The organism is Pseudomonas sp. R37(2017) (assembly GCF_002113375.1).
Taxonomy (GTDB): Bacteria; Pseudomonadota; Gammaproteobacteria; order Pseudomonadales; family Pseudomonadaceae; genus Aquipseudomonas.
In genome coordinates this window covers 101,295-116,007 of the sequence record NZ_NEHO01000007.1, presented here as the reverse complement: position 1 = coordinate 116,007, position 14,713 = coordinate 101,295, and the positions used below count along the sequence as shown (strand labels likewise).

Below are 14,713 nucleotides of genomic sequence, written 5' to 3'. Positions count from 1 at the left end.
TCGCTCCTACAGGGGGGTGGGAGGGGCGGAAAGTCATCGTAGAGCTCTCTCTACGGCTTCGGTGAACACTTTCGGCGAGGCCAGTTGCATCTCGCGGCTGGCGAGGTTGACGGCGACTTGCACCGACAGGGCCCGGGTCAGGCGTTCACCGGTTTGCAGGTCGCTGATCAGGTAGTTGATCTTCAAGCGGTTCTCCCACTCCACCAGGTTGGCGCGCACGTTGAGTGTCTGGCCGAAAACCGCGCCGCGCACGTAGCGCAATTGCAGGTCGATCACCGGCCAGGCATAGCCTGATTCGTTCATCGCGGTGTAGTTATGGCCGATCTTGTCCAGTAGCGCGCAGCGGGCCACTTCCAGGTATTTGACGTAATGGCCGTGCCAGACCACGTGCATGCTGTCGACGTCAAAGAACGGTACGACGATTTCCGTGTCGGTGTGCAGGAATCCCTTGCTACGCATGCAGCCTCCAGTGTTGTTCGGCGATGCGTTGCAGGCACAGGCGCAACTCGCCTTCCAGGGCACGGTCTTCGATGACCGGTGCGAAGTCCTTGGCCAGTGCTTCGTGCATGGCAGCCAAAGCGGGTGGCAGCGGTCGTGCCTCTTCAGCCTGGCATCGCAGCCAGACACCCTGATTGGCTGCCAGCAATGTGGCGGCCGCCACCTGCTCGGTGAGTTCCAGTACGCGGATCGCATCCCGGGCGGCGATGGTGCCCATGCTGACTTTGTCCTGGTTGTGGCATTCGGTGGAGCGCGAGAAGACGCTGGCCGGCAGGGTGTTCTTCAGCGCTTCGGCGGTCCAGGCACTGGCGCCGATCTGCACTGCCTTGAAGCCATGGTTGAGCATGGCGCGGTCAGCCGTGGAGCCGGACAGATTGCTCGGCAGGCCATGGTTGTAGCGCTCATCCACCAGCAGCGCGAGTTGCCGATCCAGCAGGTCGGCGACATTGGCCACGAGGTTTTTCAGGCTGTCCATGGCGAACGCGATGTGTCCGCCGTAGAAGTGCCCGCCGTGCAGCACGCGTTCGGCTTCGGCATCGATGATCGGGTTGTCGTTGGCGCTGTTGAGCTCGATCTCGATGAAAGAGCGCAGCCAGTTCAGGCTGTCGGCCAGCACGCCCAGCACATGGGGCGCGCAGCGCAGGGAATAGCGATCCTGCAGGCGATGCAGCGGCGCGGTCGGCGCATCGATGGCCAGATCCTTGCGCAGCCACGCGGCGACCTGCATCTGCCCCGGATGTGGCTTGGCGGCGAACAGGCGCTCGTCGAAATGTTCCGGGTTGCCTTGCAGGGCGACAACATTGAGCGCGGTGATGCGCGTGGCCAGTTGCAGCAGGTAATCGGCGCGGGCGAATGCCAGGCAGGCCAGGCCGGTCATCACGGCGGTGCCGTTCATCAATGCCAGGGCTTCCTTGGGGCGCAACACCAGTGGCTGCCAGCCAAGTTCGCGGTGCACGTCGGCGGCCTGGCGGCGTTCGCCGCGGAACATCACTTCGCGTTCGCCGGACAGCGTGGCGGCCACGTACGACAGCGGCGTCAGATCACCACTGGCACCCACCGAGCCCTCTTCCGGAATCAGCGGCAGGATGTCGTGCTCAAGGAACGCCTGCAGGCGCTCCAACAACTCTACGCGCACCCCGGAAACGCCATGGCACAACGACTGCAAGCGCGCGGCCAGTACCGCACGGGTGGCCTGGGCATCGAGCAGTTTGCCTAAGCCACAACCGTGAAACGTGTACAGGTGACGGGGCAGCGCCTCGACGTGATGCAGCGGCACCGCGACCACGCAAGAGTCGCCATAACCGGTGGTGACGCCGTAGATCACGCCTTCCTTGTCCAGCAGGGAGTCCAGAAAACGCGCGCCCCTGGCGATGCGCTCGCGGTAGGCGGGATCGCTTTGCAACTGCGTCGGCACTTTGCGGTTGGCCAGTGCCAGCACGTCTTCAATGCGCAAAGGGCGTTCGCCGAAGGTTACCGGCTCAAGCGTTGGCGTCGTCATCGGTCTTCCAGAAAGGGTAAAAGTTGAACCATTGTTGGGGCGCTTCGAGGCAATAGTGACTCAGGCGCTCAGCGTAGCGGGACGCCCACTGATGAATGACCTGTTCGCGATCGCTGCGTTTCCAGGCGATTGCATCAGCGAAGGGCTCTATGGTCAGTCGATAGTCGCCGTCGGGCTTTTTCAGGCACAGCAGCAGGTTGATCGGGCATTTCAACAACCCGGCCAGCAGCCACGGGCCCTGGGGGAACCTGGCCGGATGACCGAGGAAGTCCACGGTCACGCTGCGCCCGCCATGCAGCGGCACGCGATCGCCGGCAATCGCCAACCACTCGCCGCGCTCCAGGCGTTCGCTCAATTGCAGCATGATCCCGGGGTCGAGTTCGCTGACCTGAATCAACCGGAGGTTGGTCGCGCCGGCTTCGCCCAGCAGGCGATTGAACTGTTCGGCGTGCTTGGTGTGCACCAGCACGTTCATCGTGACTTTTTCGCCGATCTCCGCCAGCGCACGACAGATTTCCAGATTGCCCAGGTGCGCGCCCACCAGCATCTGCCCGCGTGTCCCGCGCAATTGATCGCGCAGCAGCGCCGGGTCGATGATTTCGATCTGCTCGATGCTCAGACGGCCGTTCCACACGTCGAGCTTGTCGAGCATGGAGTCGGCGAAGGCCATGAATTGGCCGAATACCCGCCAATGGCTCGGGCGCAATTCACTGCGGCCGCTCCAGTCGGCCAGGCGTCGCTGGTATTGCCAGGCACTGTGGCGGGCGCTGCGACCGAACAGGAAAAAGTACAACACGATGCCGTACAGCACGGGGCTCAGTAGTCGACGGCCCAGCACTTTTGCGCCGAATGCGGTGAGTTTCATCAGCCAGAAACTGCCGCGCTCTTCGCGGTCGGCCCAGTGCTGCCTGTCCGCGTTCATGCCCGCCACCGCCGCCAGAGGATCACTGGCGCACGCAGCAACATGCCGAAGAACAGCCGCGTGTGCATGCTGGAAATCAGGACGTTGTCGTGGAACATACGAAAATGCGAAACGCCGTCCAGTGGGTAATGGACTTTGGTTTGCAGCCATTGCATCGGCTGATTGCGCCAGGCCAGGCGCACCAGAATGTCCGAGTCGAAGTCCATGCGCTTGCCGATTTTCGCTGACTCGATCAGGTCAAGCACCGGGGGCAACGGATAGACGCGGAAGCCGCACATGGAGTCGCGGATCTGCAACGACAGGGTATTGATCCAGACCATGACGTGGGTCAGGTAGCGTGCATACAAACGGCCTTTTGGCACGCTGGCGTCATACAGCGGATAGCCGCAAATCACCGCCCGTGGGTGGCGGCGCGATTGTTCGATGAAGCGCTTGATATCCTGCAGATCGTGCTGACCGTCGGCATCCACCTGCAAGGCATGGCTGAAACCCAGCCGCGAAGCTTCGCGCAAGCCGGTCATGACCGCGCCACCCTTGCCCTGGTTTTCGGCGAGGCGGATCAGGTAGACCATCTCACGCTGCGCCAGGCGATCGAGCACCCGGGCGCAGCGCGTGCTGCTGGCATCGTCCACCAGAATGCACGGCAGGTTGCTGGCGATCAGCGCGTCGACCACCGTGGTGATTGCGTCTTCGTGGTTGTACACCGGGACGATGGCGCAGGGGCTATGCATGTTGGCGTACACCTGAAAGACCGAGGTGTCTGTTTCGCGAGCAAGCCCGCTCCCACACTGGATCTGTGAACGACACTGCTTCCCTGTGGGAGCGGCGGTGCGACGATTCGACTTGCTCGCGAAGGAGTGCGCAGCACTCTCCAAACTTATGCATCTGCCGCCTCCAGCGATATCCGCCCGCTCGAGCAGGTGGCGGTTTCGTTGCGATAGGCGAAATACAATTTGCCGCGCGCCGGGTCGAAGCGCAGGTGCAGCTGGATTTCATCACCCGGGCGCACCAGTTGCTGGAATTTCAAGACTTCCATGCCGGCGAATTTTTTCGGCAGGTTCATCAGGTGCAGGCCCAGGTTCAACGCCCATTCCACCTGCACCACGCCAGGCAATACCGGCGCCGTGGGGAAGTGACCGCTGAAGTAGGCCAGGTCCGGTGGCACGGCCAGTTGCAGGCTCCACTCGCCATTGCTTTCGACTTGCTCCAGCACCTCTGGGGCTTTGGGGCGCGGCGCCAGCAGCAGGGCGTCGACGTCGGCCTGGGGCAGTTTGCCCTGGGTGTTCAGTGGCAGTTGTCGCAGCAGACGCCAGCGTCTTGGCAGGGCCAGGGTTTCGCAGTGTTGGCTCAGGTGTTGGCGCAATTGCTCGGTGAGGTTGCGTCGACCCTGATTGCGCAGCACATGCAAGCCGGCCTCGCTCAGCACCAGCAACGCTCCGAGGGAGGCGCGGTTTTCCTGAACGACACCGAGCCGCGCTTCGACGACCCATTCATGGGACATCAGCGCCTGTTCCAGCATCGGCAGCGAGATGCGTTTTTCTTCCAGTTTGACGATCCGGTCCAGTCGCCCGAGCAACTGGAAGCGACCATCGACGGCGATGCGCGCTGCATCGGCAGTGTGTTCGACGTGACCGACAGGCAAGTAGGGCGAAGCGATCAACAGCGCACCCTCACTGTCTTGAGTCAGCGTGACATCGGCAAAGGGCCGCCAGAGTTCAGCACCCTGACGCCAGGCGATGCCGCCGGTTTCCGAACTGCCGAAGATTTCCGTCGGCCATTGGCCCAGCCGCTCATGCAGGCGCTGTGCGGCCTCGACTGGCAATGCGCCGCCGGAGGAAAACACTCGGCGTACGGAGCGCAAGGCAGGCCAGTCGAGGTTGTCGCCCATGCGCTTGAGCAGCGCCGGGCTGGCGACCCAGGCGAAGGCCGGGTACTGGCGGCTGGCGCGTTGCAGGTCTTCGGGAAAGGCCAGTTGCCGACGTACGAACGGGCGCCCGGCGCACAGTGGCCACAACACCCGGAACAACAGGCCGTAGATGTGCTGGGTGGCAACGCTGCCGATGATGCACGCCGGGCCCAGATCAGCGCCCCATAACGTCTCCAGGGCTTCGACTTCATTGATCAGCTGGCGCAGGCTCTTTTCGATGCGCTTGGGTTCGCCGCTGGAGCCGGATGTGCACAGGCTCAGGAAGCAGCGATCCGGATCCAGTGCGGCGGCGTCGAGCGGCGGATGCTGGAAGTCATTCAGGTGTGCATCGTCGGGCTGATCGGTCAGCCACAGGTCGACTTCGTTCGACCAGCGCTGGCGGGTCTGCGGCTGCAGGTCGGACGGCAGCAATACGCTGATCCCGGCACGCCAGGCACCGAGCAGTGCAACCGCCAGGTCGGCGGCATCTTCCAGGTGCACGGCAATGCGCCGCACGCCGCGAGCTTGCAGGCCAGCGGCCAGGCACAGGGCCTGTTCGCACAGTTGCCCGTGGCTCAATGCCGGTGAGGTCGCTACGACACGTTCCGGCCGGGCCTTGAGCAACAGCTGCTCAAGTTTTATCCAATTCATATACGGCCTCTTACCCGTATCCGTATGAGCAGCTCGATGGCAAACATCAGGCCTATCAATCCGTAGGAAATCAGGCCGGTGTACAACATCCACCAGCTCAGCGGCGCCCAAAGCGTCAGGGCGGCGGCACACAAACCATTGCACAGAAAAAACACGCTCCAGGCGACGGTCACCTGGCGGGTGTAGCGAATGCCCTCGTCCGGCAGGTCCGGCTCACGCACACGGGCCAGGCGTTCAACCACCGGCTGGCCGTAAACCAGGCTCCCGCCAAACAGCGCCAGCATGAAAACGCTGATCAGTACCGGGTACCAGCGCAACAGTGCCGGGTTGTCGAACAGCGCCAGCAACAGGCAAAAAACGATGGCCACCGCGGCCATCCACAAATTGTCGGGTCGTCGTTTACCAGTCAGCACCCGGGCCAGCCACAGGCTGCCCAGCAGCAGGCCGAACTGCCACGGGGCGAAGTGCTCCATGCCGAAATACACCGCAAAGGGGTAGAGCAGGCCCGCCAGCAGCAGGCCGAGGCCAATCAGTCGATTCATGCGGCCGGTTGAACCAGACGGTAGACCGCCTCGACCACGTCACTGACGGTACGCACCGATTTGAACTCTTCGGCGGCGATTTTCTTGCCAGTCTGGCGTTTGATGTGATCAATCAGGTCGACCGCGTCGATGCTGTCGATTTCCAGGTCCTGATACAGGTTGGATTCCAGGCTCACCCGCTCGGGGTCCAGCTCGAAGAGCTCGACCAGGGCATCGCGCAGGGTGTTGAAAATGTCGTCACGAGTTTGCATGGTCCGGTCTCAAGCTGCCTGTTTTGCGCTGACGAACGCTGCAAGGCTCGCCACGTTGCTGAAGTGATTACGGGTGTCTTTGGCATCGGCATCGATTTTGATGCCGTACTTTTTCTGGATGGCCAGGCCCAGTTCCAGGGCGTCCACCGAGTCCAGGCCCAGGCCTTCGCCGAACAGCGTCTGCTCGTTGCCGATGTCTTCGGCGCTGATGTCTTCGAGGCCCAGGGCGTCGATGATCAGCTCTTTGATTTCCAGCACCAGGCTATGGGTGTTCAGATCGCTCATCTTCGGCGAGCTCCTTGATGAAGTAAGAATGCAAATAATCGTTGAGCTTGCGCGAGGCTTGCGGAGCCGGCCCCTGCGTGGCGAAAGTCTGTGGGTCCACGTCGGCCCCGACCCGGAAACTGAAGTGCACGCGCCGCTTGGGGATGCGGTACCAGGGCTCGGCCTTGGTCAATGTGGTCGGGCTGACCTTGATAATGACCGGGGTGAGGATTTTCGCACCCCGCAGGGCGATTGCCGCACCACCCCGATGAAAGGCCGGAGCCTGGCCGGGCCGGGTGCGCGTGCCTTCGGGGAATATGATCAGGGTCTGACCGTCTTTCAGTGCGTCGGCAGCGGCGTCGAGCATGTCCATGCTGCCGTCGTTGCTGATGTATTCGGTGCAGCGCAGCGGTCCACGGGTGAAGGGGTTTTCCCAGAGGCTTTGCTTGACCACGCAGTTGGCGTGACGCACCAGGCCGATCAGAAACACCACATCGATCAGCGACGGGTGATTGGCGATGATCATTTGCCCGGGACGACCGAGTTTTTCCGCGCCATCAATGGTGTAGGTCAGCACCCCGGTGCGGGCCATGAAGCGCACAAAGATCCAGAAGCAACGGCTGACCGTTTGCCTGGCCCGCAGTCGATGGGTCCGGGCGTCGCCAGGCAGGCAGTTCAGTACAGGGAAAATCACCAGGCGCAGGCATAGCCCGCCCAACCCGAACAGGGCAAAGCTCGCGGCGGTGGCCAGCAAGCGCCAGTAATAGGCGTCGCGGTTTTTCTCTGTCACGGGTTGCGTCGCCAGGTCCATACACGATTTTTCCAGGCATGTTGGCAGGTGGTTTGCTGGCCGAGCAACGTGGGCAACAGATTCAGCGCGTGTGGCCAGCGGGGTTTGGACAACGCATCCGAGTGCCTGTTCAGGGACAACTGCCAGTCGGTACCGGGAGTGATCAGCAGGCCGACGGCATAAGGGAACGGCACGTCGTCGATCCAGGTTGAATAAGCCTCCGGCGGCTGCTCTTCGGTGACCACCAGCAATACCGCGCGAGCGCCTTCAGCCAACAGCGCAGTGGCTTCCAGCATGCCGTGTTCCAGGCCATCGCCAGCGGCAGCCAGGGCCGTCATTTCGCTGGTTTCACCGCGCATGATCGACCACAGGCCAATAATGGCGTTATGCACGGACAAGCTGAACTGGGTCGGCGACAACGGCTGATCGGCGGCCAGATCACTGAGAATGTCGACGGTGCGGGGTGTTTCGCCGTGACGGGAAACAAAGACCAATGGCAGCTCCTGCCGACCTTCGGCCAATGGCCAGCCGACACTGAATGCCATCCGCGCCAGGCGGCTGAGTCGTCGGCGCTGCATGGCCGGCAGAAAGGAAACGTCGGGAGCGGCATCGCTGTCCGGCAGCACGACCGGATGTCGGCTCCAGGCCTGCCAATCGTTCACGCTCTCAAGCCCGGGGGCCCAGGCGCGCCATTGGGCGATGTTGAAGTTGATCACAGACATTCATCCCACCCTCACGGGCTTACTTGACACGGGGGAGTGGCCGAGAGCCGAAACTCGCCCTGCGTGGCGTTTGGCGCCGTGTGGCGCGCATTATCCCGGTGCCGGGAACGCGTAGCAAATGCTGGTTACATTTTGCTCAGCAAGATGAAGCGGCTGGTCCACAAAAACTGAATAATTGGTAATTATTCACACCAACACTGCTCCGTCTGTCGGTTCCTGCGTCAAACCATTGGGCTGTTCAGGGCTTTTCAAGCAAGTGAAGGTAACTGACTGTGTAGTCCCTGTGCCGACAAGGTAGCGAAGCAATGCCGTGGACCACTACACTCGGTCATTCTTTGATACACGGAGGTTTTGACATGCGGCGCGTGGTGTTCAATCAGAAAGGTGGCGTTGGCAAGTCCAGCATTGCCTGCAATCTGGCGGCGGTCAGTGCCAGCGAGGGTTTTCGCACCTTGCTGGTGGACCTCGACGCTCAGGCCAACTCCACCCAGTACCTGACGGGGCTTACCGGTAACGACATTCCGATGGGTATCGCCGATTTTTTCAAGCAGACGCTGTCATCCGGGCCGTTCTCGAAAAAGAATCAGGTCGACATCTACGAAACCCCGTTCGACAACCTCCATGTCATTACCGCCACCGCCGAACTGGCGGACTTGCAGCCAAAGCTTGAAGCCAAGCACAAGATCAACAAGCTGCGTAAGTTGCTGGAGGAACTGAGCGAAGACTACGACAGGATCTACCTCGATACGCCGCCAGCGCTGAACTTCTATGCCGTATCGGCGTTGATTGCCGCCGATCGCGTGTTGATCCCTTTCGACTGCGACAGCTTTTCCCGCCAGGCACTGTACGGTCTGATGGCGGAAATCGAAGAGTTGAAGGACGACCATAACGAGGGCCTGGAAGTCGAAGGCATCGTCGTCAACCAGTTCCAGGCCCGCGCCAGCCTGCCCCAGCAAATGCTCGACGAACTGATTGCCGAAGGCCTGCCGGTGTTGCCGGTGTACCTGGCCAGCTCGGTACGCATGCGCGAATCCCACCAGGCCAATACACCGCTGATCCACCTCGACCCACGGCACAAGCTGACGCAGCAGTTTGTCGAGTTGCACAACCTGCTGGAAAACGCCTGAACCGGGCGGACAACCAAAACAAATGTGGGAGCGGGCTTGCTCGCGAAGAGGCCGTTACATTCAACATCTATGTTGACTGATACGACGCCTTCGCGAGCAAGCCCGCTCCCACATTTGTTTTGTGTTGTTTCAGATGCCCTGGCTACGCAACCAGCTCATCAGTTGCGGCAATGGGAAAGCCCCGCTCTGCCGTGCAACCTCCCGGCCGTTCTTGAACAGGATCAGGCTCGGAATCGAGCGAATCCCCAATTGCGCCGACAGTTGCTGGTTCGCCTCGCTGTCCAGCTTCGCCAACCGACACTTGCCTTCCAGTTGCCCGGCGGCCTGCTCGAACACCGGTGCAAACGACTTGCACGGCCCGCACCAGTCCGCCCAGACGTCCACCAGCAGCGGCAGATCGCCCTTGATCTGGCTGGCGTAGTCGCCTTGCTTCAATTCAAACGGTTTGCTCAGCAGGACTTCGGCCTTGCAGCGTCCGCATTTTGGATGGTCGGCGAGGCGCTCGGCGGGAATGCGGTTGAGGCCATTGCAGTGGGGGCAGGGGATGAGGAGTGGGTCGGTCATGACGGCTGGTCCAGTAAGAAGCGGGTAGTCTCTATCTGGAGCCACCCGCCCGGATTTTCAATCGTGCATCAACTCACGACGAACAACTGATCTCCAGATGCTTGCCCCATTCCGGCGGCCTTTCGGCGTAGCTTTCCATCCCCGGTTGTTCCTCGAACGGATTGCACAGCACCGCGTGCAGTCGGCGGACTTCCGCGTAGTCGCCGCTTTCAGCCGCATCGATGGCCTTTTGCGCCAGGTAGTTGCGCAGGACGTACAGCGGGTTGACCGCGTGCATCCGCTGGCGGCGCTGCTCCTGATCGTGGGTGCCTTCACGGGCTACCCGGGCAACGTAGCGTTCGCCCCAGGCATCGAAGCCCTTGAGGTCGACGAAGTCATCACGCAGGCGGGTGATGGCCTGTTCTGATGTTTCATCACCCAGGCGACGGAAAAACAGGCTGTAATCGACGCCGCTGTTCTGCATCAGTTGCAGCAGGTTCTCCACCAGTGTCTGGTCATCGTCTTCGGCCGTGGTGAGGCCGAGGCGGCGGCGCATCAGGTCCAGGTAATGGGCCTGGAACAGCGGCAGGTACAGACCAAGGGTTTCGCGCAGAGCATCGACGCTGATGAACGGCGTCAGGGCCTGCGCGAGCGCGCTGAGGTTCCACTGGCCAATCGGCACCTGATTGCTGAAAGAGTAACGGCCCTGGTCGTCGGAGTGGTTGCAGATGAAGTTGGCGTCAAAGTCGTCGAGGAAGGCGAATGGGCCAAAATCGAAGGTGATGCCGAGAATCGACATGTTGTCGGTGTTCATCACCCCGTGGCAGAAGCCGTAGGCCTGCCATTTGGCGATCAGTTCGGCATTGCGCTCGACCACTTCACGGAACATCGCCAGGTACGGTTCCGGTTGTTCCAGGCATTGCGGGAAATGCATGGCCAGCACGTGGTCGCCCAGCTCTTTCTGCTGCTCCGGACGCTTGGTGTAGTAGAAGTATTCGAAGTGACCGAAGCGCACATGGCTTGGCGCCAGACGCAGGAGCATGGCCGCACGCTCCTGCTTTTCGCGCCAGACCGGTGTGTCGGAGCCGATCACGCACAGGGCGCGGGTGGTCGGGATGTTCAGGGCGTGCAGGGCTTCGGAGGCGAGGAATTCGCGGATCGATGAACGCAGTACTGCGCGGCCGTCGCCCATGCGTGAAAACGGTGTCTGGCCGGCGCCCTTGAGATGCAGGTCCCAGTGTTCGCCGGCTGCGTTGCAGACCTCGCCCAGCAACAGGCCGCGACCGTCGCCCAGTTGCGGGTTGTAGTAGCCGAACTGATGCCCGGAATAGACCATCGCCCTTGGAATCGCGTCAGCCCATAGCTTGTGGCCGCTGAACAGTTCGGCGAACTCCGGGCTTTCGGCCACGGCCGGGTCGAGGTCCAGCAGCGCCATGGCGGCGGGGCTGGCCACGACCAGGCGCGGATTATCGATGGGCTCGGGCAGTACATGGGCGGAAAACGCATCGCCCAGGCGGTCGAAGCGATTATCGAAAGTGAGTTCGTCGAGGGCTTTCAAGGGCCGGCTCCAGCAGAATGTCCGAGCATTCTGCTGGGGAAAGGCCGGTTAGTCGAGTTTGGCGGCGGGCGGCTCTTGCCCCGGCTTGCCATCTACGATTGGCACGATGGTCTTCGCTTCCGGCTCGATGGGCACCATCTTGTATTCCTGGCCGTGCAGGTTCTTGAGGTAAACCTCCATCTGCCGGAACGAGATGTTGATGTGCTGTTTCTTGAACTCGCGGTTGATGAAGCGGTTGACCTCATCGAGCACCGGGTTGCGGTCGCCGAGGTCGCGCACGTGCATGCGCAGCTCGTGGTCGAGGGTGCTTTCGCCGAAGTTCAGGAAGTACACGTGGGGTTCCGGATCTTTCAATACGCGCGGGTTGTCGCGCGCGGCCTTGAGCAGCAGTTCCTTCACCAGGTCCAGGTCCGAACCGTAGTCGACGCCGAGCTTGAGGGTCACCCGGGTGATGGTGTCGGTCAGCGACCAGTTGATCAGTTGCCCGGTAATGAACGTCTTGTTCGGGACGATGATGTCCTTGCGGTCGAAGTCGGTGATGGTCGTGGCACGGATGCGAATCTTGCTTACGGTGCCCGAGAGGTTGCCGATGGTGATGGTGTCACCGATCCGCACCGGGCGTTCGAACAGGATCATGATGCCGGAAATGAAGTTGGCGAAGATTTCCTGCATGCCGAAACCGAGGCCGACCGACAGTGCCGCCACCAGCCATTGCAACTTGTCCCAGCTCACGCCGAGGGTCGACAGCGTCGAAACGAAACCGACGCCGGCGATCACGTACGACAGTAGCGTGGTGGTGGCGTAGGCGCTGCCCTGGGCCAGGTTGAGCTTTGACAGGACGAACACTTCGAGCAAGCCCGGCAGGTTGCGCGCCAGGGCAACGGTGATGCCGATGATGATCAGTGCGCCGAGCATGTCGCCGATGCTGATCGGTACCATGCTCATGTTGGCGCCGGTGCCGCTGGTGTATTCGTAGAGGGTGATGTTGTCCAGGTACGAGAACACTGTGATCAGGTCGGCCCAGACCCAATACAGTGCCGCCATGAAGCCGCCGAGCAGGGCCAGGCGGATCAGGCGCAGGGACTGTTCGTTGACCTTCTCGATGTCCATCGCCGGTTCTTCGATCACCGCTTCGCCGTCGCCGGCCTCCTTGGCGGCCAGTCGCTTGGCCAGAGCGCGCTGGTAGGCCAGGCGCCGGGCCGCCACGCTGAGGCCACGCACGAAGGTGGCTTCGATCACCAGCCAGAACATCAGCAGGTACAGGGTGTTGATCAGGCGGTCGGTGAGCTTCAGTGCGGTGTAGTAGTAACCGAAGCACACCGCCACGAACAGCGCGACGGGCAGGGCGGTGAACAGGATCCCCACGAGCTTGCGGAACAGCGAGGCGTTCTCGTGGGTCGGGCTGCTGATGAGCAGGCGGCTGAGCAGCAGGGTCATCAAGGCGTAGCAGGTGAGCACCACCGGCATGCCCATCACATCATCGGCCAGCGCCGCCGGTTGCAGCTCGGCAACGGCTACTACGGTCACCAGTGCCATCACCACGATGCCCAGGCGGCGGATCCATCTGCGCAAGAACTCCACCTGGGGCTTTTCCCAGCGGAAATGCAGTTCTGCCACGCCACCCGGCGCGAGGATCCGGTAGGCGGTGTAGAACACCAGCCAGGCCCCGGCCATTTGCAGCAGTGCCGCGCCCATGTTGGCGTTCTGCCCGCGGGCGTCGATTTGCAGGGCCAGCCCGCACAATGCGAGGCCCAGGGAAACCGGCATCGCCAGCAGAATATTGACCAGGATGGCCTGCGGCGTGTGCCACTGGCTATCGCGTTTGAAGTGGCCGATGTCCTGGTGAACCTTGTTCAGTCGCGCGTACAGGTGCTTGCGGCGCCACAGCAGCGCGCCGATCAGCAGCGCGAGCGGCAGGAACAGCAGCGGTCGCTGGGTCAGGCCGTCGGCCAGTTCGCTCAGGCTTGACAGTACCGGCAGCGAATCGAGTTGCCGCTGGAGGCGATCCGGCACACCGTGAATCCACTCCAGGTCCAGCGGCTTGTTGCTCGGAATCCAGAACATCTGCTCATCGAGCGTCGCCCGCAGGCTTTGCGCCGTGCTGAGCAGCTGCTTCTGATTCAGTTGCAGGGTGATGGATTCATTGAGCACCGCACTCAGTTCGCGATTGAGGCGCTCCAGCAGGTCGGCGCGGGTGGTGGCCAGCTCCATCAGGCTTTTGCGCAGTTGCGGTGTGACTTGCTCGGGCGGCTGGGTCGACAGCAGGTTGTCGACGTAGGTGGTCGGATTGCTCAGCAACTCCCGCTGCTGGCTGACTTCGAACTGATACAGGCGAATGTCGGCGATCTGGTCGGCCAGGTTGCGGTCGAGCCGCAGGCGCGGCAACGCCTGTTTCTGTTTATAGAGAATCTTCGAGAGCAGCAGGCTGCCTTTGAGCACGTTGATTTGCTCGTCCAGGGCCGAGTCGCTCTGGGTCAGGCTGTCCAGTTGTTGCTTGGTCTGCAGGTTTTGCTGGGTGACTTCGTTGAGGCGGTCGGTACTTTTGAGCAGGTAGTCCGAGAGTTTCAGGTTGGCCGCGCTTTCGGTGGCCAGCAGGCTGCTGCCGCCAGCCTTCTGCGCTTCGATTGATTGCTGGGTAACGGTTTCCTGGGACAACGCCAGACGCTTCTGGTTGATCAGGGTTTGCAGTTCCTGGATTTCCCGATCCAGGCGGTCGGATCGCTCCGACAGCAGGTCATGCTGGCTGTTGCCGAGGTCTTGCAATTGAGTATTGCCGGCCAGTTCCTGGCGCCGCAGCGGGATCAGGGCGTTCAGCGCTGCCAGCTCGGCATTGAGCAGGTCGCGCTGCTCGGCGCTCAAGGTCTTGCCGGCGTCCTTGCCGTTCTTGAGGACGGTATTGATCTGCTGAATGCGCGTCTGGCTGCTGGAAATCTCCGCCTGGGCGCGCTCGGGGCGGGTCTGGGCAGTGATGATCAGGGTGTTGGCATCGGCCAGGGCTTTTTGCAGGTCGTTTTGCTGGGTGGAGCGCTCGGTGAGCAATTGCTCCAGCTGCTGGATCGGCTCTTTGGCGAAACGCTGCGCCACCGGCACCACGGTGCTGGCCTTTAGGCGGGTCAGTTCGCGCTGGTTCTCGAGCGTCAGCTTGGGAGCAGAGCTCAAGGTTTGCTTGAGATCGGTCAGCTTCTGCTCGTAATCACGCTTGCTGTTGAGCTGGCTCAGTGTGTTTTGCAGGACGGTTTGCAGGGCCTTCTGATCGGCCTCCGGCAATTTGCGGTCGGCGATCTTGTCCAGGCTCGCCTGCACGGCTTCGCTGGAGGGCGGTTCGGCTGCTTGCAATGTACCGACAGTACCGACAGAGAGACTCAAGCCCAACAGGGCGATGGCGAAAAAAGAGCGCAGGTTAGGCATAAAGACCGGTCAAGCAAGTGAGAGTGGAAGCAG

14 protein-coding genes are annotated in these 14,713 nt (G+C 61.8%); 1 reads left to right on the top strand and 13 read right to left on the bottom strand.

Annotated features, from left to right (window positions below; all coding sequences use genetic code 11):
* Positions 1–33 precede the first annotated feature (33 nt).
* The 10 genes from CAG47_RS13785 to CAG47_RS13740 form a co-directional block, all read right to left on the bottom strand.
* Positions 34–459 carry a thioesterase family protein gene (locus CAG47_RS13785; RefSeq protein ID WP_085725413.1) on the bottom strand — a complete coding sequence of 142 codons (426 nt, stop codon included), beginning with the start codon at positions 457–459 and terminating at the stop codon, positions 34–36.
* The gene (gene hutH / locus CAG47_RS13780) at positions 452–1,996 is read right to left on the bottom strand and encodes a histidine ammonia-lyase (RefSeq protein ID WP_085725412.1); all 1,545 of its coding nucleotides are present in this window, start codon (positions 1,994–1,996) and stop codon (positions 452–454) included. The genes CAG47_RS13785 and hutH overlap by 8 nt, the downstream gene beginning before the upstream one ends.
* Positions 1,977–2,918: a glycosyl transferase gene (locus tag CAG47_RS13775; RefSeq protein ID WP_085725411.1), complete on the bottom strand. Its 942-nt coding sequence runs from the start codon at positions 2,916–2,918 to the stop codon at positions 1,977–1,979. The genes hutH and CAG47_RS13775 overlap by 20 nt, the downstream gene beginning before the upstream one ends.
* Positions 2,915–3,649 carry a glycosyltransferase family 2 protein gene (locus CAG47_RS13770; RefSeq protein ID WP_085725410.1) on the bottom strand — a complete coding sequence of 245 codons (735 nt, stop codon included), beginning with the start codon at positions 3,647–3,649 and terminating at the stop codon, positions 2,915–2,917. The genes CAG47_RS13775 and CAG47_RS13770 overlap by 4 nt, the downstream gene beginning before the upstream one ends.
* A gap of 146 nt (positions 3,650–3,795) precedes the next feature.
* The gene (locus CAG47_RS13765) at positions 3,796–5,475 is read right to left on the bottom strand and encodes an acyl-CoA synthetase family protein (RefSeq protein WP_085725409.1); all 1,680 of its coding nucleotides are present in this window, start codon (positions 5,473–5,475) and stop codon (positions 3,796–3,798) included.
* Positions 5,472–6,017, bottom strand: coding sequence for a septation protein IspZ (locus tag CAG47_RS13760; RefSeq protein WP_085725408.1), 546 nt, complete (start codon positions 6,015–6,017; stop codon positions 5,472–5,474). Before CAG47_RS13760 ends, CAG47_RS13765 begins: the two co-directional genes overlap by 4 nt.
* Positions 6,014–6,268 carry an acyl carrier protein gene (locus CAG47_RS13755; protein ID WP_007992314.1) on the bottom strand — a complete coding sequence of 85 codons (255 nt, stop codon included), beginning with the start codon at positions 6,266–6,268 and terminating at the stop codon, positions 6,014–6,016. The genes CAG47_RS13760 and CAG47_RS13755 overlap by 4 nt, the downstream gene beginning before the upstream one ends.
* Positions 6,269–6,277: 9 nt before the next feature.
* Entirely contained in the window at positions 6,278–6,553 is a 276-nt protein-coding gene (locus tag CAG47_RS13750) for a phosphopantetheine-binding protein (RefSeq protein WP_085725407.1), read from the bottom strand.
* Positions 6,531–7,343 (bottom strand): 1-acyl-sn-glycerol-3-phosphate acyltransferase, encoded by an 813-nt coding sequence (locus tag CAG47_RS13745; protein WP_085725406.1) that lies wholly within the window; start codon positions 7,341–7,343, stop codon positions 6,531–6,533. Before CAG47_RS13745 ends, CAG47_RS13750 begins: the two co-directional genes overlap by 23 nt.
* Positions 7,319–8,044 carry a beta-ketoacyl synthase chain length factor gene (locus tag CAG47_RS13740; RefSeq protein WP_085725405.1) on the bottom strand — a complete coding sequence of 242 codons (726 nt, stop codon included), beginning with the start codon at positions 8,042–8,044 and terminating at the stop codon, positions 7,319–7,321. Before CAG47_RS13740 ends, CAG47_RS13745 begins: the two co-directional genes overlap by 25 nt.
* A gap of 356 nt (positions 8,045–8,400) precedes the next feature.
* Between CAG47_RS13740 and CAG47_RS13735 the strand changes: the two genes are divergently transcribed.
* Positions 8,401–9,171, top strand: a complete 771-nt coding sequence (locus tag CAG47_RS13735) for a ParA family protein (RefSeq protein ID WP_085725404.1) — start codon at positions 8,401–8,403, stop codon at positions 9,169–9,171.
* 129 nt (positions 9,172–9,300) lie between these two features.
* Here the strand turns inward: CAG47_RS13735 and trxC are convergent, their stop codons facing one another.
* The 3 genes from trxC to mscK all read right to left on the bottom strand — a co-directional run bounded on the left by trxC (position 9,301) and on the right by mscK (position 14,680).
* Positions 9,301–9,735, bottom strand: coding sequence for a thioredoxin TrxC (gene trxC, locus CAG47_RS13730; protein ID WP_085725403.1), 435 nt, complete (start codon positions 9,733–9,735; stop codon positions 9,301–9,303).
* 73 nt (positions 9,736–9,808) lie between these two features.
* Complete coding sequence (gene selO, locus CAG47_RS13725) at positions 9,809–11,272, bottom strand: protein adenylyltransferase SelO (RefSeq protein ID WP_085725402.1); 1,464 nt, start codon at positions 11,270–11,272, stop codon at positions 9,809–9,811.
* A 48-nt stretch (positions 11,273–11,320) separates the two neighbouring features.
* Complete coding sequence (mscK, locus tag CAG47_RS13720; RefSeq protein WP_085725401.1) at positions 11,321–14,680, bottom strand: mechanosensitive channel MscK; 3,360 nt, start codon at positions 14,678–14,680, stop codon at positions 11,321–11,323.
* Positions 14,681–14,713: the final 33 nt, after the last annotated feature.

Coding starts and splice junctions, on each gene's coding strand:
- CAG47_RS13785 (WP_085725413.1), bottom strand. CDS start 459: ATGCGTAGCAAGGGATTCCTGCACACCGACACGGAAATCGTCGTACCG.
- hutH (WP_085725412.1), bottom strand. CDS start 1,996: ATGACGACGCCAACGCTTGAGCCGGTAACCTTCGGCGAACGCCCTTTG.
- CAG47_RS13775 (WP_085725411.1), bottom strand. CDS start 2,918: ATGAACGCGGACAGGCAGCACTGGGCCGACCGCGAAGAGCGCGGCAGT.
- CAG47_RS13770 (WP_085725410.1), bottom strand. CDS start 3,649: ATGCATAGCCCCTGCGCCATCGTCCCGGTGTACAACCACGAAGACGCA.
- CAG47_RS13765 (WP_085725409.1), bottom strand. CDS start 5,475: ATGAATTGGATAAAACTTGAGCAGCTGTTGCTCAAGGCCCGGCCGGAA.
- CAG47_RS13760 (WP_085725408.1), bottom strand. CDS start 6,017: ATGAATCGACTGATTGGCCTCGGCCTGCTGCTGGCGGGCCTGCTCTAC.
- CAG47_RS13755 (WP_007992314.1), bottom strand. CDS start 6,268: ATGCAAACTCGTGACGACATTTTCAACACCCTGCGCGATGCCCTGGTC.
- CAG47_RS13750 (WP_085725407.1), bottom strand. CDS start 6,553: ATGAGCGATCTGAACACCCATAGCCTGGTGCTGGAAATCAAAGAGCTG.
- CAG47_RS13745 (WP_085725406.1), bottom strand. CDS start 7,343: ATGGACCTGGCGACGCAACCCGTGACAGAGAAAAACCGCGACGCCTAT.
- CAG47_RS13740 (WP_085725405.1), bottom strand. CDS start 8,044: ATGTCTGTGATCAACTTCAACATCGCCCAATGGCGCGCCTGGGCCCCC.
- CAG47_RS13735 (WP_085725404.1), top strand. CDS start 8,401: ATGCGGCGCGTGGTGTTCAATCAGAAAGGTGGCGTTGGCAAGTCCAGC.
- trxC (WP_085725403.1), bottom strand. CDS start 9,735: ATGACCGACCCACTCCTCATCCCCTGCCCCCACTGCAATGGCCTCAAC.
- mscK (WP_085725401.1), bottom strand. CDS start 14,680: ATGCCTAACCTGCGCTCTTTTTTCGCCATCGCCCTGTTGGGCTTGAGT.